Consider the following 20,397-nt stretch of genomic DNA (forward strand, 5'->3'; position numbering starts at 1 on the left):
GGCGTCAGGCCTGCGGCCCGGTGGCCGCGGTGATGCGGGCGTCCGCGTCCGCGTGCACGCGCCGCTCCAGGACGAACGACATGACCGGCACGACGCCCGCCGCGGCCATCGCCAGGAACCGCCGGAGCCGCCAGCGCAACGTCGACCACAGGTCGAACGCGGTGACGAGGTACACGACGTACACCCAGCCGTGCACCATCGCGATGATGCGCGCCGCCTCGTGCCGCGGATCGCCCTCGACGTTGAACCCCGGGAGCTTCAGCACGTACTTGAACAGCATCTCGACGCAGAGGATGAGCAGCATCACGCCCGTGATCCACGCCATCACGCGGTAGCGCCTCAGCGACCCCCGGGCCTTGCGCCCCCAGGTCGTCGCGTCGGACGTCCCGACCTCGGTCGGGGTGCTGGTCGGTTCGGTGGTCACGCTGGTCCTCTCGTCGTCGCTGGTCGATTCTGCCCCACGGGGCGCAGGCTCAGCGCCCGAGCACCAGGCTGACGGTCACGAACCACAGCCCTGCGCCCACGAGGAGCAGACCCATGAGGATCAGCAGCACACCGCCCATGGACGACGCGGACGCCCCGGACGACAGCCGCACGGCAGCCGGGTCGCGCGGGTCCACCCACACGGTGATCCGGTCCCCCTGCTGCGCGACCCGCCCCTGCCCGTTCGTCACCGGCAGCCCTTCGACCCGCCGCGCGCGCAGCCACCCACCGGGCACCGGGTAGTCGAAGGTCACGCTCGACGGGCGGACGTGGCTCGTGCGGTGCACGACGACCGCCTCGACGGGCACGCGCGACGTCGGCAGGCGCGCGTTGCGGCGCAGCATCACCGCACCCACGACGGCGACGGCCGCACCGGTGGCGATGAACCCGACCGCGAAGAGCCCGAACGCCAGCACGCCCATCGTCACGTGACGGTCCCGCTCATTCCCACTCGATGGTGCCCGGCGGCTTGCTCGTGACGTCGAGCACGACCCTGTTCACCTCGGGCACCTCGTTGGTGATGCGCGTCGAGATGGTCGCGAGCACGTCGTACGGCAGGCGCGTCCAGTCGGCCGTCATGGCGTCCTCGGACGACACGGGCCGCAGCACGATCGGGTGCCCGTACGTGCGGCCGTCGCCCTGCACGCCGACCGACCGCACGTCACCCAGCAGCACCACGGGGCACTGCCAGATCTCGCGGTCCAGCCCGGCACGCGTGAGCTCCTCGCGCGCGATCGCATCAGCGGCGCGCAGCGTCTCGAGCCGCTCGGCCGTGACCTCGCCGACGATCCGGATGCCCAGCCCGGGGCCGGGGAACGGCTGGCGCCACACGATGACCTCGGGCACGCCCAGCTCGAGACCGACCGCCCGCACCTCGTCCTTGAACAGCGTGCGCAGCGGCTCGACGAGCTCGAACTGCAGGTCGTCCGGCAGGCCGCCGACGTTGTGGTGCGACTTGATGTTGGCCGCGCCCTCGCCGCCGCCCGACTCCACGACGTCCGGGTAGAGCGTGCCCTGCACGAGGAACTTCACGGTGTCGCCGTGCGCACCGGCGTCCTCGACGACCTCGCGCGCGGCGTCCTCGAACACGCGGATGAACTCGCGGCCGATGATCTTGCGCTTCGTCTCCGGGTCGGACACGCCCGCGAGCGCGGTCAGGAAACGCTCGCGCGCGTCCACGACCTTGAGCTGCACGCCCGTCGCCGCCACGAAGTCCTTCTCGACCTGCTCGGCCTCGCCCGCGCGCAGCAGGCCGTGGTCGACGAACACGCAGGTGAGCTGGTCACCGACCGCGCGCTGCACGAGCGCCGCCGCGACGGACGAGTCGACGCCGCCGGACAGGCCGCAGATCACGCGCGCGTCGCCCACCTGGGCACGGATGCGCTCGACCTGCTCGGCGACGACGTTGCCCGGGGTCCAGTCGGGCTTCAGCCCGGCGCCGCGGTACAGGAAGTTCTCGATGGCCGCCTGACCCAGCGGCGAGTGCTTGACCTCGGGGTGCCACTGCATCCCGTACAGGTGCCGCTCCCGGTCCTCGAACGCCGCGACGGGGCTGCCCGCGCTGGTCGCGAGGACCTCGAAGCCCTCGGGTGCGGCGTGCACGGCGTCGCCGTGGCTCATCCACACCGTCTGCGCCTCGGGGCTGCCGTCCAGCACGGTCCCGGGGTCGGTGATCTCGACGGCCGTGCCGCCGTACTCGCGCTGCCCGGTCTGCGCGACGGTGCCACCGAGGGCCTGGGCCATCGCCTGGAAGCCGTAGCAGATCCCGAGCACCGGCACCCCGGCCTCGAAGAGCTCGGGACCGACGAACGGCGCGCCGGCCGCGTAGACCGACGACGGGCCGCCGGACAGGATGATCGCCGCCGGGTCCTTCGCGAGCATCTGCTCGACGGTCGCGGTGTGCGGCACGATCTCGGAGTACACGTTCGCCTCGCGCACGCGCCGCGCGATGAGCTGCGCGTACTGGGCGCCGAAGTCGACGACGAGGACCGGCCGGTGGGTCGTGGGCTGCGGGGGCGTGGCGGGATCGGGGGTCTGCGTCACGCAGACCAGCCTAGTCCGCGTGCCGCGGGGTTCCGACGCCCCGATAGGCGTCGACGTCCGGCGTCGTCGTGCTGCGCCCCGGGTACGGCATGGGCCCCGCCGTGGGCTCGCAGGCCCACCGGCGGCACACGCCCGCGACCTAGCGTGGAGCGGGTCGACGAGGACATGCCCCTCGTCACCGCCGACGACACCGATCCGTGAAGGACCTGCTCCATGCAACCTGCACTCGTCGCCCAGGTGGCCGTCACCACCGGGTCGGCTGCCCTGCTCAGCCGGTTCGCGGCCGGGTACCTGGCGCAGCAGACCGGCGACCTGCAGGCCGGGCTGGTACTGCGCGTCCTGCTCGTCACGGCGGCCCTGCTCGCGGCGACCTGGCTCGCGGTGCGCCCACGGCTCCTGCAGGGAACCCGTGCGCAGCTCCGCGTGGGCGCGACGCTCGGGCTCGGGCTCGGATACGCGCTCAGCCCGACCACGTGGACCGGACGCACCTACGCGGCGGAGCTCGTCACCGCTCCGGGGGCCACGACCGTGCTGCTCGACCTCGCCCTGTGGCTGCTGGTGGGCGGTGCCACCGTCGCCGTCGCGAGCGCCCCCGCGGGTGCTCGGGAGCGCGCGACGTACGCACCTCGCTGAGGGGTGTCGATCATCGGCGGCGTGGTCGTCGAGGCGTCACCCATCGACGGCAACGCCAACCCCGCCCGGAGGTCACGGCGGTCAGCCCGAGGGCGACCGTGACGCCGCGACGCCGCGACGTCATGCCTACGAGGTGAGGAAGACCGTGGTGGCGACCGCCATGACGAGCGCACCGACGCACGCCATCACGCCGAGGACCATCAGCAGCACACCGCCCGCCCCGGAGGCGCTCCGGGCCCCCGGGAGCCGGACGTCCGAGGGATTCCGGGGGTTCACCCAGACCGGGATGCGTTCACCGGGCCGCCGGACCGCGCCGCGCTCACCGGGCGTCGGGACGCCCTCGACCCGGGTGGCACGAGCCCACGAGCCGTCGGGCAGCGGGTAGTCGAAGGTGATGCGCGCCGGGTCGGTGAACGAGGTCCTCTCGACGACCACGGCCTCCACCGTCACCAACCCGCGCGCGTCCGACGAGCGTCCTGCGAGTGCCCGCCCTGCGACGAGCATGCCGACCCCCGCCAGGAGGAGCACCACGATGGGGATCGCCCCCAGCACCAGACCGATGGCCACCGCTCAGCCGAGCGTCAGCGAGCGCAGCACCCGCTCGGCGTCGGAGTCCGCCATCTCGCCCTCGGGCGTGAGGGCGAGCACGATGACGGTCGTCCCGTCGTCGTCCTGGGTCGTCAGCCGGGACGCCGGGGTCGTCGGGTCCTGCGGACCCGGGGGCGAGCTCGCGGGATCCCCGCCGTCCGTCGCGCAGGACGCGAGCAGGACGACGAGCGCCGCGAGGCCGGCTGCTCCTCGGAATCGGTGGCGGTCTGCAGTCAAGGGTGTCCACGTCCTGTCGAGTGCTCGGTGTCCGTGGCCGGGCCGCTCCTGAACCGTCGGCGCCTACTTCTGCGCGTCGAAACTCAGGCTCGCTTCGATCTGCTCGATGGTCTCGTCGTCGACCTCACCCGTGAGCTGGATCGCCGCAGGCTGTTCGCGTCCCGCACCGAGCGCCCACAGCACACCCTGTGCCGTCGCCCCGTCCGTGGTCTCGTAGACGTAGCGCGCACGTGCGAAGTCCGCGTCGAGGTCGATCGGGTCGGGCGTACGCTCGACGACCTCGTACCCCGCCATCGCCGGCATCGTCTCCAGGAGGTGGGCGACGACGAGGCCCGCCTTCGGACCGTTGCTGAGTATGTCGTACTCAACGGCGATCGAGGTCACCACGGTGTCACCCTCGACCACCTGCCAGGCGTCGGTCCAGTACTCGCCGCCGCTCTCGGCGCGCTCCCAGCCGGGCGGCACGGCCAGGCGCAGGGCACCGACCTGCTCGTCCTGCCATCCCTGCGGCACGACGCGGTCGTCGTCTCCACCCGAGCACGCCGCGAGGGACAGGACACCGGTGACCATCACGACCACCGCGGCACGAACCGACTTCGACACTGGCACTCCTTCAGTTGACGCATCACGGACCGACGGAACCGCTGCACCCTCAGTCACACTTCGTGTGAGGGAGGAACGGACGCTCCCCGTTCGCGCGCGGCGAACCGAGGAAGTGCGCCTCGGCCACCTGCCGCGTCCCCGTGTTCCCGTTGACTTCGAACCCGCCGCCGACGCCAGCGCTGACACCGACACCCGCGCTGCTTGACGTGTCGGTCGCCTCGTACACGTTACGCGAGGTCTTCCCACGCTCGTAGAGCTCCTGCAGCATCGCGTCCTCAGGAGAAGGCGAGCTGGGGATCACGGGGCTCATGGGGAGCGCGGCGTCGAACCCGCCGTCGCGCACTGCGAGCCACTCCTCGACGAACTCCCTGTTCTCGTTCGTGATCTCGAGCACCGTCGTGGTCACCACCACGTCGTTGCTGTCGCGGCCGCCACTGAAGGACGGGGACGTGGTGTGGGGCGCGGCGTGCCGGCCCGAACCCGTCTTGTCGAGCTCGACGTCCAGTCCCATGGTGCCTGACACCCCGCCGCGGGCGACGGTGTCGAAGGTGATCTCCAGGAGCGCACCGCTCGCGTCACGCTTGACCGAGAGCGATCCTTCGCGCGACACCTGGGCGCTCCCGCCGACGACCACGACGCTCGCCTCGGCGGAGGCGGAGCCGGTCATCGTGTAGGTCCAGGTCACGCTGTCGTCCTGCGCGTTCCTCTCCCGCTTGACGGAGACGGATCCGGAAGCCTGCGCGGACGCGCCCGCTGCCGTGATGCGCCCACCCCTCTTCGGGTCGGCGGCCTCGATGTCGCGGTCGACCTTGGCGTTGGCCGCCACCTGGGCCCGCCCTCCGCCCTCGTGGGACGTGACGTCCGGCGGGCGCGGCTCGCTCGCTCCCCACCACGAGCCGGCACCCAACCAGCGCCACCCGGACTGGTCGAAGTAGTCCTTCGCGTTGCGCTCGAACTCCGGCCACTCGTCCCTCGGGACGATCCACGCGTCACCGTGCTGGTACGTCAGCTCGGCCGATGCCGAGGCAGACACGTCCACCACGCCCCCTTTTCCCTTGGCCTCGGCCTGGACACCCCCGGACGCACCGTTCGTCACGCGCGCGTGGTACTCGTCGTTGAACTCGGTCACCTGCAGGCCCCAGTCGGCTCCGAGCTTGACGAAGCCGATGTCGACGCCGACGCCACCGCCCTCCGAGGTCTGCGCGAGCATGCAGACGGGCGGCTGCAGCTGCTCGTCCGTAGGCGGGCCGTCCGCGGTCACGTCGACTGCGCAGTCACCACCACCGCCGACGACGTCGGTGATCCGGCACAGCGCCGCCTGCGTGTACTCGGGGAAGACGACGACGGAGCCGACGACCGCCCCGATCAGGAGCGCGGCGACCACGAGGACACCCTGGAACTCGATGGTCCCCGAACCACGGTCGTCGTGCCACCGTCGATGCGCGCCGACCTCCTTCGGAGGAACGCGCTCGCCCATGAGGCCATACCGATCGTCGATCACGGCGCGAGCCTAGGGGTTTGTCCCGACTCGGCGATGGGCCCAGCGGCTCAAAGCTGACGCAGGTCGCGGCAGTCTCAGCCCTCGTCGACGCGCAGGACGGCGATGCTCTCCTCGATGCCCGCGACGACCTCCGGCGGCAGGTCGCGGCCCGTGAGCTGCAACCCGACGGCCCGGCCCGAGTCCGGGTCCGACGCTGTCCAGACGACGCCCTCGACGTCGTCGTACGTGAAGTCGTTGCGCTGCACCTCGAGCGCCGCGGTGTCGACGGGCGTCGACCTGCCCGTGGAGCCGTACCCCCACCCGCCGACCTGGGCGCCCGCGACGAAGGTGTCGAGGGCCTGCTCGGCACCGTCGTCACCGAGGTCGGCCGCACCGACGACGAGCAAGGAGCCCGGTCCGGGCGCGGCGTCGGTCGACCATCCGACGCCCCACAGGTCGTCCGACTGCGGCACCTCGACCCAGTCCCCCGGGACGGCGAACGTCAGGGCACCCGACTCGACCCGCTGCCAGCCCTCCGGTGTCGTGAGAGCCACCTCCTCGGGTGCCGCGCACCCTGCCAGGACGACGCCGAGCACGGCACCGCAGACCGTCACCATCGCCGCACGACGGGCCACCTCAGACCACCTCCACGTAGGACGACCGGGCTGCCGGCGCCCAGCGTACGTGGGCGACGGCACCGCCCAGCGCGCCGGTGACGAGCAGGACCAGCGTCGGCACCGCCACATCGAGCACGAGGAGCAGGAGTGCGATGTCCGCGCGCGCGGCCGCCTCGACGGCGGCCCCGACGGACATGCCCAGCGCCGCCAGGGCCGGTACTGCCACGGCGACCAGACCGCGTCGCCGCGGCGGCCGCTGTGCGGACCGCGCCGTCGCCACGACGACCGCGATCACGCCTGCGAGCGCGCCGGGGACCACGAGCAGCGGCCAGGCGACCACGACCTCGCCGGAGCCCGCTGCCAGGACACCGACGAGCACGGCACCCCCCAGCAGAACGCCGACGTACGTCGCTGTCCCTGCCACCCACGCCCACACGAGCCCACGCATCGTTCCCACCTCGTCCCGTCCTCGCCCGACGCTCAGTTGCACAGGGCGTCGTCGACCATCTGCCGAGTGCCGTCCTGGCCCGGTGCTCCCAGGAACGACGCGTCCGTCTTGGTAGCCGTGGCCTCCTCGGCGCTGATGTTGAAGCCGAACTCCCAGCCCTTCTTCACCGCCGCACCGAACTCCCAGGAGTCCTTCACGTTGTGGTAGGTCACCTGGCTGAGCTTGGCCTTCTCGTACATCAGCTGCATGAAGGGGTCGTTCGACGGCTTCTCCGGGATCATCGCCGCGAACGGCAGCGTGAGGGTCTGACCGGCGGCGTTGTCGTCGATCCAGCCCTGCACCAGAGCCCTGTTCTCGTCGGTCACGTCGAGCTTGGTCGTCGTGACCACGGAGCGGCTCTCACCGTCGGCGAGCTTGCCGTTCGCCGACTTGAACGTGTTGTTGCCCAGGCTCGCGCTGCCCCCCACCTCGTACGCCGACTTGAAGGCGATCTGCGAGAGGTTGCCGCTCTTGTCGTACGTCGTCGTGAACGCGCCCGTCACCGATCCCTCACCGGTCGCGTGGCCGACCACCATGCTGCCGCCCAGCGTCCCCTTGCCGCTCAGCTCGTAGGTGTAGCTCTTGGCGCCGGTCTCCTTGTCGTTCATGACGATCACCGAGCCGCCGGCGGTGAGGGAGCCGTTGACGCCCACCTTGGGGTCGATGAGCTTGTCCTTGCCCTTCTCGTCCTTGCTCGTGCCGGGGATGCGCGTGCCGGCGCTGGCCTTCAACGCGGCCTCGAGCGTGATCTTCGCGTACGAGACCTTCGGGTCCTTCGGCGCGTCGACCCAGCCGTCGGTCAACGACAGGTAGATCGCCATGCCCGCCGCGCCGCGCCCCTTCATCTGCTCCTGCTGGACGAGGTAGTCGTCGAGCTGGTCGCGCATCGACTCCCACTGCTCGTTCGAGTCGAACTGCCACGTCGAGCCGTACTCGAACTTCAGGTCGCCACCCAGGCTCACCTCGGCCCCGGCGTTGTCGCCGTCACCGAGCTTGCCGGCGTCGAACGTCTTGGATCCGACGTTGCCGCTGACGCCGATCCCGGCACCGTCGGTGAGCGTGGCCCGCACCGTCTTGTCGGAGAACTCCTGGACGATGAACCCGGAGCTGTCGCTGAGCTTGACGAACCAGATCTTGACCTCGGCGCTGTACTTCTCCTTGGTCTCGGAGAGCATGCAGACGCCCGGGTGGTAGTCCATGTCGTCCGGGGGCGTGGGGGGTGCTGGGACGTCGCACCCACCGGTGCCGCCGTCGAGCGCCGTCACGACACGACACAGGGCCGACGCCGCGTAGGGGGCCACGGTGGTCGTCCCTGCGACGGTGGCCGCGACGAGGATCGCCGCGAGCGCCAGGATCCCCGTGTACTCGAGCGTCCCCGCACCCTTGTCGCCCACCCCGGCACGCGCCCGTAGGGTCCGCAGCACCACGTCGGCCTCCTGGTCCTCAGCATCTGTCCAGGAAGGACGCTACGTACCGTTCCGCCGCCGGCCGAGGGTCGCCGGTTCTAGCTCCGGGCCCGTTGCCCGCCGGTGGAGTAGGACCCAGGGCCCACCGATGCCACCGATCGGTCGGCCCGGTCAGGTCCGCCGGCCGACCGACCGGGCCCTAGGAGACCGGCACGGCGTCGGCGGTTCGGGAGCTCCTGCGAGGCGACGGTGGGCGTGCCGCGCGCTCACGAGCGGGTGACAGGCACTTCGACGGGTTCGAACCCCGGCAGCCCCAACGTCGCCGTCTCGACCCCCGCCGGCAGCGGCGGGAAGAGCGCGGTGAGCACTCGCCGGTCACCGTCGAGGCTCAGAGGGAAGTCCGAGCAGGCGCACAGCATGTCGAGCCCGTCCGCGACGTGCGTCATGACGGTGTACGGGCGGAGAGATGTCGCGGTGGTCTCCACCGTCAGCGTGATGCCCCGGACGTCGCTGAAGGCCGACTCCCCCGGCGTCGTCCAGGACCTGGTCGGTCCCCATCCGGTGGTGGACCCGTCGCCCGTCGCGACGGTGAACGTCATGTCGGTCCCCGTCGCCGTGGTGTCGAGCGTGAGCACGTCCACGCTGAGCGGTACGCCAGGGTCCTCCTCGAGGCTGCCCTGGAGCGTCACGAGCGGGGAACCCTCGTCCGCCCCCGCCTGGCCGACCAGGACGCTCTCCGCGAACTCCTCGATCGTCAGCTCATCGGTCCCCGCGGAAGGGCTGACGGTCCCCGTGCCGGTCGGGTCGGGCGCGCTCGTCGACGTGCAACCGACCAGCGCGAGCACGACGAGGGCGACCGGGAGAGCCCGGACTCTGCTCACTGGTCCTCCACCTGGTACGAGATCTCGACACGCCTGTTGATCTGCATGTTCTCAGGCGAGTCGTTGGGGACCGCGGGCTCGCTCTCGCCCTTGCCGACAGCGGTGAACGTCACGGCGTCACCGGCTGCTCCACGGATCGCCTCGACGACCGCGGCTGCGCGCTGCTCGGACAGTGCCTGGTTGGAGGAGTCGCTGCCATCGGAGTCCGTGTGGCCGGTGACGAGGACCTCGCCCCTGCCCCGCGCGGCGATGTCCTGCGCGACGCGGGCGAGCACGTCCGTGGCTGCCGGGGTCAGAACGGCGGAGCTCTTGTCGAACAGCACGTTGGCGTCGAGCGTCGCGTCGACCTGCTGCCCGGTCTCCGCCGTGACGGTCGCGGCGGACTCCGACCACTTCACGAGGTCGAAGGTCGCGAGCGTCGGATCAAGCTCGCCGAGCGACGCCCCCGAGGGCACGCGCGGCCAGCCTGTACCCGTCTGCGGGACGACCTCGTCGACCACGGGGGCGAGCGCACCCTCCTCGACCGGGAGCCCGAGGACCCCCACCTGCTCACCACCGAAGAACAGGTCGACCACGGCGGTCGACGGCGGCAGCTCCGGGAACACGGCGTACATCACGGCCAGCTCACCCGGGTCCGCCTGCAGGTCGAGGACAGGCGATGTCGTGCCCGGCCCGGGCAACGGTCGGTACGCCTTGCCCCCGTTGCGGTCCACGAGCAGGAGGCTGCTGAAGTTCTCACGCTCGTACGGCGCAACGCCCTGACGTGAGAGCGACGAGCCGTAGAACTTCTCGTCGAAGCTCGCGGCGATGCCCAGCGACACGTACAGCACCGTGCCGCCGTCCACGCGCCGAACGCCGTGGACGACACCATCGACGGGCGGCTGCTCAGCCTCGCCCTGCCCACGCGTGGAGAACGTCGCACGCACCGGCACGTCGAGCCCTTCCACCACGACGTCGCCGGGCACGCCGGCCGCGCCGGCGTGGGCGGCAGAGGCACCAGCGACCAGAGCGAGTGCGACGACTGCGGCCATCCCGCGGACCCCGCGGGCTGCCGGGTGTAGCGCACGACGCCGATGCCTCATCCGGTTCCTCCGCACATGTGTCTCGTCACCCGCCCGATCGCGCAGCATCATTGCACGAGCGCCGGCGTCAGCCGACCATCGAGCCAGGACCTCATGGCCGTGCGCACCGTGTCCGCACTCGGGTCCGGTCCGAAGCTCACCAACGTCGCGCCCGAGTCGGATCGGCACGTGAAGGTGTGGTGCCACCCGTAGATCGGGATGGGCGGAGGGGGCGGCGTCGGCGACGGCGTCGCTGTCGGCGACGGCGAAGGCGACGGCGTGGGGGTCGGGGTGGGCGTCGGCGGCGGCTGGTACCCGACGATGACGCGCTGGCGACCCAGCGTGCATCGATCGAGCCAGACACCGACCTGCGCCTCTGCAGACCGGTAGGTGCTGGTCTCGCCCGCCTCCGGCAGCTCGACCTGGACCCGTACCCGGTCACGACCGAGGTCTGCCCGGTAGGAGCCGGGGACGACACGCGTGCCGTTCCGCTCGGCGTACTGCGCGGCGGCCTCGATGCCCACCGACGGCGGCAGCGCTGACCCGAGGGTGGTCCCGACGGGGAGCGTCCGCACCGCGTCCAGCGCCGCCTCCCGGACCCGCTGTGCACCGGCCAGCGCCGCGGCATCAGCTGCCGAGGACGACTCGCCGGCTTGCGCCGACACCTTGAGCAGCGGGAAGACGACCCACATCAGCAGTGCGAGCGCGGCCAGCGTCGTCATGATGACGATGGCGGTCGCAGCTGCACCGCGATCGGCCGCTTCCCCCGCGAAGCGTGATCCCCACCATCGACGTACCCGCACCGGACCGTCCTCCCCGCATGTCAACCCGTCACCATCCATGGGACACGTGTGCGCGCCGGGGCGGATCCGCCCCGGCGCGCACACGTTCTCTCGACCGTCAGATCAAGACTCGACGTTCTTCTTGATGTCGTCGATCCAGTGCTGCACGGTCGACGTCGGGTCCCAGGTCTTCATCGTGCCGACGACCGCCGCGATCAGCAGCGCCGCGATCACCAGGATGCCGATGTACTCGAGCGTCCCCTGGCCCTTCTCACTGTCACCCAGCCGCTCGATAGCCTTCTGAACGCGGACCTGCGTGGCGACGAACATGCGAGTCATGTCTCTGCTCCTATCGGTGCCGGCGGTGTCAACACCGCTCCGCTGCTCTCCAGGCCCGCCCTACGCGTACCCGGCTGTTCTCGACAACGAGGACACTACGGACCGGCACCGTCCGGCCGACGGGCCCACGGACCCACTTCCGGACCTATTCACGACCCCTGCGCCGATGGGTACGTCGCACCACCCAGCCACACCGAGACGGCCTCCGCGCGGGTGCGTACCCCGAGCTTCGCGAAGATGTGGTTGATGTGGTTCTTGACGGTCTTCTCGGACACGAAGCACGTCCGAGCGATCTCGGCGTTCGTGCGGCCGGCCGACACGAGTTCCATGACCTCGGTCTCACGTGCCGACAGTCCGACGTCTGGCCGCGTGGGGGGCACGTCCTGGACCGGCTGGCTCCACGACGCCCGCATGGCCGTGGCCGCGCGCTCCGACAGGACGAAGGAGCCGGACGCGACCGACAGGATGGCCCGCTGGAGGTCCTCGGCGTCGAACGCCCCGTGGACGAGGTAGCCGCTCGCACCGGCATCGAGGGCTGCGCGGACCACGTCCGGCGTGTCGGCGTACGTGAGCATGAGGATCTTGCACCAGGTGCGCACTTCTGCGGCGACCTGCACGCCGTCCCGTCGCGGCATCCGCACGTCGAGCAGCACGACGTCCGGCAACGTCGCCCGCACGACGCGGACCGCTTCCTCCCCGTCCCCCGCCTCCCCCACCACGCGGAAACGCTCCGACGCCGCCAGGAGGCTGCGCAGACCCATGCGGATGACGGGGTTGTCGTCCACGAGGACGACTGTCACGACATCCTGCGTGGCACGCCCCTGCGACCCGTTGCCGGTCTGCTGCAGCTGCTGCTCATCCGTAGACATCCACCACTCCCCGCTCGACCGACCCGGACGGGTCGTGGCTGCCGCGGTGCACCACCTCGACGCGGGTCCCCGCGCCGGGCCGCGACGCGATCCGGACCTGAATGCCGACCTCGGCGGCACGCTCGTGCATCCCCGTGAGCCCGAAGTGCCCGCGAGGGCTGTGGCCGTCAGGCTCCGGCATGAAGCCCGTGCCGTCGTCGGCCACCGTGATGCGGCAGTCCGGGCCGTCCTTCTCGAGCTCGACGCGGACCCGCGTGGCGTCCGCGTGCCGGGCCGCGTTCTCGAGGGCCTCACCGATGATCGCCAGGACCTCGTACCGCACGTCGGTCGGGAGGTCCACCGCGCAGCGAGCGACGACCTCGCACGGCACCCCGTGGTCGGCCTCCCACTGCTGACAGATGTCGCCGAGGACGTCGACGAGCGGGCGATCGGGCTGATCGGTGCGCATGCGCACGAGGATCTCCCGCGCCTCCTGCGCAGCGGTCTCGGAGGCCTCGGCGAGAGCGATCGCCTGCACCCTGGCCTGCGCAGGGTCGCGCTCGACCCACAGCACGAGCCCTCGCGCCCCCAGAGCGATCCCGTGCAACGTCTTGCCGAGCGAGTCGTGCATCTCTCGCGCGAGGCGCGCGCGCTCGTCGGACGCGGCGACGGCCCGCAGGGCCAGGTCGGCGGCCCGGTACGCCGCGACCTGCTCGCGGTGCGCAGCACGCACGGCCCCGCCGATCCCGACGAGACAGAGGTAGAGAGCGGGCACACCGACATCCAGCATGAACCCGTACTGCTCCACCTGTCCGGTCTGGACGACGAGGACGTACCCCGCTGCGAGGATGGCGGCACCGACGACCGCGAAGCGCTGCGTCCACAGCATGCCGATCAGCAACGCCGTCGGGAAGGTCGCCAGCACGAGCGGGTTCTCGACCCCCAGCACGGCGACGAGTGCCAGGTTGAGGCTGATGTCGACGACGAGCACGAGCGGGTGCTTCCGCAGCACGTCGAGCACCCTGCCGTCGAGCAGGACGCCGAACGACGTGCCTGCGAGCGCCAGGACGCTCAGCAGGATGGGCGCCGTCATCGTCTCGCCCATGAGACCGAACAGCGCGACGACGATGGCGCCGAGCCGGACGAACATCGCTGTCGAGACGATGCGGCGGTGGAAGCCCTGGGAAGGCGTCATCCGCCCAGCCCTCCCGTCAGCGAGCCGACGTCGATGTCCGCGCCCACCCACAGCCCGACGAAGATGAAGATCATCGAGGCCGGGACCAGCACCAGGGACGTCACGAGCGTGACGCGCGGGGCCATGCGCGACGCCGCCTGGCGCTGCCGCTGGCCGCTGTCGCGTCGCATGTCCTGGGCGATCTGCTTCAGCGACTGCGCGAGCGGTGCACCGAGCTCCTGGGACTGCAGCAGCGCGGAGACGAACTGGCCGACCGGCTCGGACGAGCTGCGCTGGCGCAGCGCGACGAGCGCATCGCGCACCGAGGCCCCGTTGGTGATCTGGTGCAGCGTGAGCTGCACCTCCTCGCCGAGGGCGCCGTCGAACCGCTCCGAGACCCGGGCGAGGGCCTGACGGAACGAGACGCCGGCCATCACCGTGACAGCCAGCACGTCGAGGAAGTCCGGGAGGTCGCGGTCGATCTGCTCACGCCGCAGCCGCTGGCTGCGAGCGAGCTGGCTCAGCGGGAGGACCGCAGGTGCCGCGAACACCAGCGGGACGTACAGCAGGTTGCCCTGGAGGACGAAGACGACCGCCAGGGGCAGCATCAGGACGAACCACCAGGCGATCCGCTCGAGCAGGCCGTCGACCGTGAGCCCGTCGGGCCGACCAGCCTCGTCGACACGCTTCTGCAGCGCTGCGAGCCGCCGCGGTCCGAGCAGGCGTCGCAGTCGTGGCACCAGCCGCCGTGCGAGCCGCTGCAGCGGCGAGGTGCCTTCCGCACGTCGCCGCTGCTGACCGCGCAGGAGGTCGAGGTCCTCGACCGCGAGGGTGTCCAGGGCGTCCGTCCGTAAGGAGCGGTAGCCGACGAGCAGCAGCAGCGTGGCGGTAGCGGCGACGGCACCGGCGAGCAGCGTCACCACCATCACGTTCATGAGGGGAACCTCGTCATCCGCCTGATCAGCAGGGCGCCACCGACGAGGAGACCGCAGCCCACGACCAGCGCCGCCCGTCCCAGCCAGTCCTGGGTCATCTTCGCGACCGTGCCCTCCTGGAGGAAGTTGAGGAGGACCAGGATCCCCGCCCCCATCCCGACGACGGTGTAGCCGGTGGCCGTCGCCTGCGCCAGGATGGTGCGCACCTCGCGCCGGGTCTCCTTGCGCTGCTCGAGGGTGTCCGCGATGTCACGCAGCGCGGTGACGAGAGACCCGCCGCTGCGCGACGAGACGAGCAGCGTCGAGGTCAGCACGGACGCCTCCCGCGAGGGCAGGCGTTCCGAGAGCTCGCCCATCGCGGTCTCGAGGCTCGCCCCGAAGCGCATGCGGTTGGCCACCCGCTTGAGCTCGCTGCCGGCGGGGTCGTTGAGCTCCCCACCCGCGACGCCGACGGCGGCCGCGATGGACAGACCGGCGCTCGTCGCGTTCGACAGCACCCGTGCCAGCTCGGGCATCTGCGCGATGAACTGCTCGTTCCGGCGCTCCCGCGCGCGCCCCAACCAGGTACGCAGACCGATGACCATCGCCGCGACTCCGAGGAGCCCGAACACGGGCGCCAGCAGCACCGCGAGGAGCCAGCCGAACACGAGACCCCCGGCCGCGGCGACCCCGGACACGAGCACGGGTGACCGCTCGTCGCCCGCCAGCACGAGCTGGGCCGCCACCCACTTCCCCGCGCGGGTGCGGGCGTAGGACCTGTCCCAGGCCTCGACGCGGTCCAACCACGTGCCGCCGCCCTGGTCGACGACCTCCAGGACCATCTCGCGTCGACGGTTGCGCACGTAGAGGACGTCGGCGACCCCGACGACGAAGAGCACCGACGCCGCAGCCACCCCCACGAGGATCATGAGCACCGTCATGAGACCGCAGCCTGACCGGGCGACGGGACGCGGCCCGTGGCAGCTCTTGCTGCGGACGCCTGGATCCCGATCGGTTCACCCGCGATCCGGAGCTTGTCAGCGAGCGCTTGGGGCATCGGGTGCAGCACGAACGTCCCCGGCGTCCCGCTGGGACCCTCCGCCTCAGGGTCCCAGTGCATGATCGGGCGGACCTCGAAGTCCTCGCGATGCCGGGACGCGACCCAACCGACCTCGACGACGCGCCGGGTCCCGTCGGAGCCGCGCAGCAGCTGCACGACGATGTCGATGGCGTTGTTCACCTGGTCCCGCAGGGCGTGGAAGGGCACGTCGACGTCGCTCATCGACGCCAGCGTCTCGAGGCGGATGAGCGCGTCGACCGACGAGTTCGCGTGCACCGTGGCCAGCGAGCCCTCGTGACCCGTGTTCATCGCCTGGAGCATGTCCAGCGCCTCGCCCCCGCGCACCTCGCCGACGATCACACGGTCGGGGCGCATCCGGAGCGCGTTGCGGACGAGGTCGCGGATCGTGACCTGACCCTGGCCCTCGACGTTCGCCGGCCGGGTCTCGAGCCGGATGACGTGCTCCTGCGAGAGGGAGAGCTCAGCGGCGTCCTCGATGGTGATGATCCGCTGGCGGCCCTGGATGAACGCCGACAGGGCGTTGAGGAACGTCGTCTTCCCGGAGGACGTCCCGCCCGACACGACGATGTTGGCCCGCGCACGGACGCAGGCGGCGAGGAGCTCGGCGGTGGCGGCGTCGAGCGTGCCTCGACGGAGGAGCTCGTCGAGCCCGTAGGCGCGCGGGAACAACCGGATCGTGACGGTCGGCCCGTCGAGCGCGAGCGGAGGGAGGACGACGTGCACGCGTGCACCGCGCGGCATGCGCTCGTCCGCAGGCAGACGCGCATCGACCATCGGGCTCGACTCGTCGACCCGGCGGTTGACGGTGGACACGATGCGGTCGATCGTCTGCCGCAGCTGCTCCTCCGACGCGAAGGCCGTCCCCACGCGCTCGAGCTGGCCGAATCGTTCGACGTACAGCGTGTCATGACCGTTGATCATGATCTCCGAGACCGTCTCGTCCGCGAGCAGCGGCTCGAGGACACCGAGCCCGATCGACTCGTCCACGACACGCCGGATGAGGGCGTTGCGCTCACGCGTCGTCAGGATGACGCCCTCGGTGGACACGAGGTGCGCGACCACGCGCTCGAGCCGCACACGGCGCTGACCCGGTTCGAGTCGGCCGAGCTCGTGGAGGTCGACCTCGTCGAGCAGCTTGCGCTTGAACTGCCCGACGAGCTGCTCGTCGAGCTCGGACCGCGCGAAAGGGCTGCTGGTGACGGCCTGCTGGGCCGGAGGGTCCTGCGAGAACTCGGTGTACCCGCTCATCGTCCCGTCCTCGGCATCGCGACCTCCCGGGCGACGGTGATCGGGGGGAACATGCTGACCCGCCGGACGTCGAGCTGGACGCGCACGGTGTCCGGCGCCGGGTAGGTGATCCGGCCGTCGAGGTCGCCCGGCAGCGAACGGTCGACCGCCGCCCGGACGTCCAGGCTCAGGCTGCGCGCACGGGCTCCGTCGCGGGCCGCCTGCCCGGCTGCGTCGACCGCGATGGCGAACCACGCCGCCTGCACGATGCACACGAGGGTGATCGCTATGAGGACGACCCCTCCGACGGCCTCGATCGTCGAGGTCCCCCGGTCGCCGCGGGAGAGCCTGCGTCGCAGGACGGTCATGGCTCGAGCACCACCTCTCGGGACATGGTGATCTTCCAGGGCGACGACGCGAGACCCGGCGCGAGGATCGGCACGTGCGTGCTGACCGTCACCCGACGACCGGTCGCGTCGCGCGAGACCTCGAGACCGCCGTGCATCGCCGACGGCATCGCGTCCTCGGCCGCTTTGCGCACCTCGTACGAGGTCGCCTGCAGTGCGGTCTCCCGCGCCGCCGAGCTCGCTGCGTACCCGGTCCAGACGAGCGTCAGAGCGACCACGACCATCTGGACGAGCGCGGCGCCCATGATCACCAGCCACGGCATGACGCCGACGAACTCGAGGGACGCCGAGCCGTCGTCCCGCCCCGAGCGCCGGCGCCCTGTGCGCGACGCCGGGTCCGGCGTGCCGTCGGGGGTCGTCACGCGGGCCACGCCGAGCCGTCGCCCGAGCGCGCGGACGACCTGCCACCAGGCGACGTCGGTGACGTACTCGGGAGACCGGGAGTTCACCGCACGCTCGACCTTGCGCCCGAGGTCCGGCAGACGCTCCTCGAGCAGAGGGCTCGGCGACAGGCGTGCCAGGGTGTCCGGCTGGATCTCGTCGGCGCGGTTGTGGCGGTTGAGGACGACGAAGGTCCCTTCCGGCTTGCGGACCGACAGCGTCTCCCAGGTCGCGACGTTGCGACGCAGGGCACGCACGCTGACGAGGTCCGGCGTGGCGACCGCCACGACCTCGTCGGCGATCTCCACGACCGCAGCCTGCAGCGGCGTGACGCGCGCACCCACGTCGATCACGATGAGGTCGTACTGCTGCCGCACCAGGCCGACGATCTGCCGGATCGCCCGGGGCGTCACGTGCTCGACCTCACGCACGTCCTCGGGCGGCAGCAGCAGGTGCAGGCCTGACTCGTGCTCGTAGATGGCGTCGGCGACCGTGCGGAAGGACAGGTCGTCCGACACCTTCGCGAGGTCGGCGATCGACGTGCGGTGGCGGGCCTCGATGAAGCTGGAGACGTCGCCCTTCTCCAGGTCGAGGTCGATCAGCAGGACGCGGTGCGAGGGGAGCTCGCGTCGCACGTCCCAGGCCAGGTGCGTCGCCAGCGTCGTGGCACCGACACCTCCCTTCGTGCCGGCGATCGCGAGCACGAGCGCCCGGTGTCCGCCCTCCCCGGCGTTCTGCTCGATCAGGAGCGACTGGAGACGCAGCGACCAGTCGATCGCGTTCGTGATGCGCTGCTGCACCTCGGCGAACGACAGCGGGTAGGTGAGGAGCCCTCGTGCTCCCGCGTCGGTCGCGGCTGCGAGCGTCTCGGGGTCCACGTCGCCGCTGACGATGAGCGTGACGCTCGCGGGGCGCCGCAGGCTGAGGTCGCGCACCACCTGGTGCGTCGGCTCGGGGCCGAGCTGGTCGTGCAGCAGCACGAGGTTGGGGTCGCGCTCGACGACCACCCGCGCGAGCTCGGCGGTCGACTCCACGACCGCGAGCACCTCGACGTCGGAGACCTCGGCGAGCTGCGAGCGCAGGTCGTAGGCGAGCGTCTGGTCGGCGCAGCCGATGACGACGGTCCCTGCCATCAGCCGACACCCCCCTCGGGCACCGAGACGCCACCGAGGTCTTCGGCGTCGAACTCGCTCCGCTCACCCGTCCGGTTCTCACCGGTACCGGTCGGCAGACCGACGAGCCGGACCTCCTGCGCGAACGCCGCCGCGTACGTGACGGCGAGGGCGTCGTTGGGCTCGAGCGCGAGCGTCACCGGGACGACCGCGGCCTCACCGGTGGGGCTGTCCTCGTCGAGCCGCACCTGGCTGCCGCGCACCGAGACCACGCGAACGTTCTGGACCAGCACCCGCACCTGCTTGGGCAGCCCGGGGACGTCGGCGAAGACCGCGTAGATGTCGACGTAGTCGCCAGGGCGCACCCGGTCGGCGACACCCGTGATCTGGTTGACCTGGATCGCGATCTCACGCTCGGTGGGCGACAGGTCCGACGGCGGCACCAGCATGTCCTCCGACAGCAGCGTCCCCGCGGCGATGTTGAAGCCGATGCGTCGCCCGACCAGGTCGTCCGCGTCGAGGCGGGCGGACTCCGAGAGCCAGCGTTCCGGCACCTCGTCGGTCACGATGGACGACTCGTCGATGGTGGCGAACGCGGGCATGTCGTCCGCCGTGCGGTACACGGTGACGACCGAGCCGACCTGGCTCGCGACGTTCCCCACGTAGGACGCCACGACGAAGAACACGGCGACGGCGAGGACGACGGCCAGCAGGATGAAAAGCACGCCACGGCGCTGGCGGGGGTTCACGCGAGGACTCCTCGGGGGTCGGCGGCAAGAGGCCGCACATGGCAGAAGGGGCAGTTCTCGGAGAAGACGAGGGCGTCGCACACGCCGCACCGTCCACGAGCGGGCGGCAGCTCCATGCGCTGCTCGACGGGCAGGGCGACGAGCTCGACGGCCCCGTCGACACCTACACGCCCTCGCGTGTCGAGGGCGAGCGCCGGCAGGTCCACCGTCCCCGTCGCGCCGGCCACCGTGAGGACGTCACGCAGCCCGGCGGCCGGGATGCGCCCGAGCCCGGCTCCGTACACGTCGCCGCGACCGAGCACCGGCTCGGCCGCCGCGACGCGCCCGACGGCCCGGGCGTCCGGCAGCGGCCCGGAGAACGTCACGACGAACCCGTCCCCTCCCGGGAGCCACGACCGCAGGTGCTGACCGACCGCCACCTCCGGGTGCTCGAGCTTCGCGACGCTCGGCGTCCACGCGCCGCTCCACGCCTGCTCGAGCAGCCGGTCCGCGATCACGACGGCGATCCCCGCGTCCACACCCGCCGCGGCGACCTGGTTGGCCACCAGCGCGAGCGCGGCGGGCCCGTGGTGAACGGCCCGCCAGGCGACGGGGCACCCGACGTCCGACAGCAGGGCGGCATGGCGCCGGACGAGGGGCTCGTGCCGCCTTTCACCCAGAAGGAGGATGTGGGTCCGGCGGTCGTCGAGCCGCTCGACCAGTGCCGGCAGGTCGTCGGGCGGAACCAGCAGCAGGGCGTCGCTCTCGACGAGCTCACGCACCTCCGGGGTGGGCGGCACGAGCGCCGACACGACGATGCGCTGCATGGATACCGTGCTCTCCTCGGTGCAGAGTCCTGCGTGGGCAGTGTGACGCTCGGCGACA

General features: G+C 71.5%; 24 protein-coding genes. 1 reads left to right on the plus strand and 23 read right to left on the minus strand.

The genetic code is table 11. The features are described from left to right. Positions 1–4 precede the first annotated feature (4 nt). The 3 genes from NP048_RS12870 to guaA are packed head-to-tail and all read right to left on the minus strand — an operon-like array spanning position 5 to position 2,526. Entirely contained in the window at positions 5–424 is a 420-nt protein-coding gene (locus NP048_RS12870; RefSeq protein WP_227576039.1) for a DUF3817 domain-containing protein, read from the minus strand. Positions 425–473: 49 nt separating this feature from the next. Further along, a complete protein-coding gene (locus NP048_RS12875) occupies positions 474–911 on the minus strand; it encodes a hypothetical protein (protein ID WP_431355880.1) in 438 nt (145 codons plus the stop codon). Positions 912–924: 13 nt separating this feature from the next. Next, a complete protein-coding gene (gene guaA, locus NP048_RS12880) occupies positions 925–2,526 on the minus strand; it encodes a glutamine-hydrolyzing GMP synthase (RefSeq protein WP_227576040.1) in 1,602 nt (533 codons plus the stop codon). 213 nt (positions 2,527–2,739) lie between these two features. Here guaA and NP048_RS12885 point away from each other — a divergent pair, with 213 nt between their 5' ends. Further along, on the plus strand, positions 2,740–3,159 hold the full coding sequence (locus NP048_RS12885) for a hypothetical protein (RefSeq protein WP_227576041.1): 420 nt from the start codon (positions 2,740–2,742) through the stop codon (positions 3,157–3,159). 126 nt (positions 3,160–3,285) lie between these two features. On the opposite strand, the gene NP048_RS12890 is transcribed toward NP048_RS12885, so the two are convergent. The 20 genes from NP048_RS12890 to NP048_RS12985 form a co-directional block, all read right to left on the minus strand. Further along, entirely contained in the window at positions 3,286–3,726 is a 441-nt protein-coding gene (locus NP048_RS12890) for a DUF3592 domain-containing protein (RefSeq protein WP_227576042.1), read from the minus strand. A gap of 3 nt (positions 3,727–3,729) precedes the next feature. Next, positions 3,730–3,984 carry a hypothetical protein gene (locus NP048_RS12895; RefSeq protein ID WP_227576043.1) on the minus strand — a complete coding sequence of 85 codons (255 nt, stop codon included), beginning with the start codon at positions 3,982–3,984 and terminating at the stop codon, positions 3,730–3,732. A 63-nt stretch (positions 3,985–4,047) separates the two neighbouring features. After that, entirely contained in the window at positions 4,048–4,587 is a 540-nt protein-coding gene (locus NP048_RS12900; RefSeq protein ID WP_227576044.1) for a hypothetical protein, read from the minus strand. Between the two features lie 49 nt (positions 4,588–4,636). Next, positions 4,637–6,088, minus strand: coding sequence for a hypothetical protein (locus NP048_RS12905; protein ID WP_227576045.1), 1,452 nt, complete (start codon positions 6,086–6,088; stop codon positions 4,637–4,639). 74 nt (positions 6,089–6,162) lie between these two features. Then, complete coding sequence (locus NP048_RS12910) at positions 6,163–6,702, minus strand: hypothetical protein (protein ID WP_227576046.1); 540 nt, start codon at positions 6,700–6,702, stop codon at positions 6,163–6,165. Between the two features lies 1 nt (position 6,703). Next, complete coding sequence (locus NP048_RS12915; RefSeq protein ID WP_227579514.1) at positions 6,704–7,132, minus strand: hypothetical protein; 429 nt, start codon at positions 7,130–7,132, stop codon at positions 6,704–6,706. 32 nt (positions 7,133–7,164) lie between these two features. Further along, positions 7,165–8,598, minus strand: coding sequence for a hypothetical protein (locus tag NP048_RS12920; RefSeq protein ID WP_227576048.1), 1,434 nt, complete (start codon positions 8,596–8,598; stop codon positions 7,165–7,167). A gap of 245 nt (positions 8,599–8,843) precedes the next feature. Further along, the gene (locus tag NP048_RS12925; protein ID WP_227576049.1) at positions 8,844–9,458 is read right to left on the minus strand and encodes a hypothetical protein; all 615 of its coding nucleotides are present in this window, start codon (positions 9,456–9,458) and stop codon (positions 8,844–8,846) included. Continuing rightward, positions 9,455–10,489, minus strand: coding sequence for an OmpA family protein (locus NP048_RS12930; protein WP_227576050.1), 1,035 nt, complete (start codon positions 10,487–10,489; stop codon positions 9,455–9,457). The genes NP048_RS12925 and NP048_RS12930 overlap by 4 nt, the downstream gene beginning before the upstream one ends. Positions 10,490–10,587: 98 nt before the next feature. Continuing rightward, entirely contained in the window at positions 10,588–11,241 is a 654-nt protein-coding gene (locus tag NP048_RS12935) for a hypothetical protein (RefSeq protein WP_227576051.1), read from the minus strand. 183 nt (positions 11,242–11,424) lie between these two features. Then, complete coding sequence (locus NP048_RS12940) at positions 11,425–11,640, minus strand: hypothetical protein (protein ID WP_227576052.1); 216 nt, start codon at positions 11,638–11,640, stop codon at positions 11,425–11,427. Between the two features lie 149 nt (positions 11,641–11,789). Next, positions 11,790–12,509, minus strand: coding sequence for a response regulator (locus NP048_RS12945; protein ID WP_227576053.1), 720 nt, complete (start codon positions 12,507–12,509; stop codon positions 11,790–11,792). Beyond that, positions 12,496–13,683: a sensor histidine kinase gene (locus NP048_RS12950; RefSeq protein ID WP_227576054.1), complete on the minus strand. Its 1,188-nt coding sequence runs from the start codon at positions 13,681–13,683 to the stop codon at positions 12,496–12,498. Before NP048_RS12950 ends, NP048_RS12945 begins: the two co-directional genes overlap by 14 nt. Further along, a complete protein-coding gene (locus NP048_RS12955) occupies positions 13,680–14,597 on the minus strand; it encodes a type II secretion system F family protein (RefSeq protein WP_227576055.1) in 918 nt (305 codons plus the stop codon). The genes NP048_RS12950 and NP048_RS12955 overlap by 4 nt, the downstream gene beginning before the upstream one ends. Then, positions 14,594–15,517: a type II secretion system F family protein gene (locus NP048_RS12960; protein WP_227576056.1), complete on the minus strand. Its 924-nt coding sequence runs from the start codon at positions 15,515–15,517 to the stop codon at positions 14,594–14,596. The genes NP048_RS12955 and NP048_RS12960 overlap by 4 nt, the downstream gene beginning before the upstream one ends. After that, the gene (locus NP048_RS12965) at positions 15,514–16,905 is read right to left on the minus strand and encodes a TadA family conjugal transfer-associated ATPase (RefSeq protein ID WP_227576057.1); all 1,392 of its coding nucleotides are present in this window, start codon (positions 16,903–16,905) and stop codon (positions 15,514–15,516) included. The genes NP048_RS12960 and NP048_RS12965 overlap by 4 nt, the downstream gene beginning before the upstream one ends. Then, positions 16,902–17,252, minus strand: a complete 351-nt coding sequence (locus NP048_RS12970) for a hypothetical protein (protein WP_227576058.1) — start codon at positions 17,250–17,252, stop codon at positions 16,902–16,904. Before NP048_RS12970 ends, NP048_RS12965 begins: the two co-directional genes overlap by 4 nt. Further along, a complete protein-coding gene (locus tag NP048_RS12975) occupies positions 17,249–18,805 on the minus strand; it encodes a CpaE/TadZ family protein (protein WP_227576059.1) in 1,557 nt (518 codons plus the stop codon). Before NP048_RS12975 ends, NP048_RS12970 begins: the two co-directional genes overlap by 4 nt. Continuing rightward, a complete protein-coding gene (cpaB, locus tag NP048_RS12980) occupies positions 18,805–19,533 on the minus strand; it encodes a Flp pilus assembly protein CpaB (RefSeq protein ID WP_227579512.1) in 729 nt (242 codons plus the stop codon). The genes NP048_RS12975 and cpaB overlap by 1 nt, the downstream gene beginning before the upstream one ends. Next, positions 19,530–20,339, minus strand: coding sequence for a hypothetical protein (locus tag NP048_RS12985; protein WP_227576061.1), 810 nt, complete (start codon positions 20,337–20,339; stop codon positions 19,530–19,532). The genes cpaB and NP048_RS12985 overlap by 4 nt, the downstream gene beginning before the upstream one ends. Positions 20,340–20,397 lie beyond the last annotated feature (58 nt).

The organism is Cellulomonas xiejunii (genome assembly GCF_024508315.1).
Taxonomy (GTDB): domain Bacteria; phylum Actinomycetota; class Actinomycetes; order Actinomycetales; family Cellulomonadaceae; genus Cellulomonas; species Cellulomonas xiejunii.

Excerpts from the sequence above, each read along its gene's own strand:
- NP048_RS12885 (WP_227576041.1), top strand. The coding sequence starts at position 2,740 with ATGCAACCTGCACTCGTCGCCCAGGTGGCCGTCACCACCGGGTCGGCT.
- NP048_RS12915 (WP_227579514.1), bottom strand. The coding sequence starts at position 7,132 with ATGCGTGGGCTCGTGTGGGCGTGGGTGGCAGGGACAGCGACGTACGTC.
- NP048_RS12930 (WP_227576050.1), bottom strand. The coding sequence starts at position 10,489 with ATGGCCGCAGTCGTCGCACTCGCTCTGGTCGCTGGTGCCTCTGCCGCC.
- NP048_RS12935 (WP_227576051.1), bottom strand. The coding sequence starts at position 11,241 with ATGACGACGCTGGCCGCGCTCGCACTGCTGATGTGGGTCGTCTTCCCG.
- NP048_RS12940 (WP_227576052.1), bottom strand. The coding sequence starts at position 11,640 with ATGACTCGCATGTTCGTCGCCACGCAGGTCCGCGTTCAGAAGGCTATC.
- NP048_RS12945 (WP_227576053.1), bottom strand. The coding sequence starts at position 12,509 with ATGTCTACGGATGAGCAGCAGCTGCAGCAGACCGGCAACGGGTCGCAG.
- NP048_RS12950 (WP_227576054.1), bottom strand. The coding sequence starts at position 13,683 with ATGACGCCTTCCCAGGGCTTCCACCGCCGCATCGTCTCGACAGCGATG.
- NP048_RS12955 (WP_227576055.1), bottom strand. The coding sequence starts at position 14,597 with ATGAACGTGATGGTGGTGACGCTGCTCGCCGGTGCCGTCGCCGCTACC.
- NP048_RS12960 (WP_227576056.1), bottom strand. The coding sequence starts at position 15,517 with ATGACGGTGCTCATGATCCTCGTGGGGGTGGCTGCGGCGTCGGTGCTC.
- NP048_RS12965 (WP_227576057.1), bottom strand. The coding sequence starts at position 16,905 with ATGAGCGGGTACACCGAGTTCTCGCAGGACCCTCCGGCCCAGCAGGCC.
- NP048_RS12970 (WP_227576058.1), bottom strand. The coding sequence starts at position 17,252 with ATGACCGTCCTGCGACGCAGGCTCTCCCGCGGCGACCGGGGGACCTCG.
- NP048_RS12975 (WP_227576059.1), bottom strand. The coding sequence starts at position 18,805 with ATGGCAGGGACCGTCGTCATCGGCTGCGCCGACCAGACGCTCGCCTAC.
- NP048_RS12985 (WP_227576061.1), bottom strand. The coding sequence starts at position 20,339 with ATGCAGCGCATCGTCGTGTCGGCGCTCGTGCCGCCCACCCCGGAGGTG.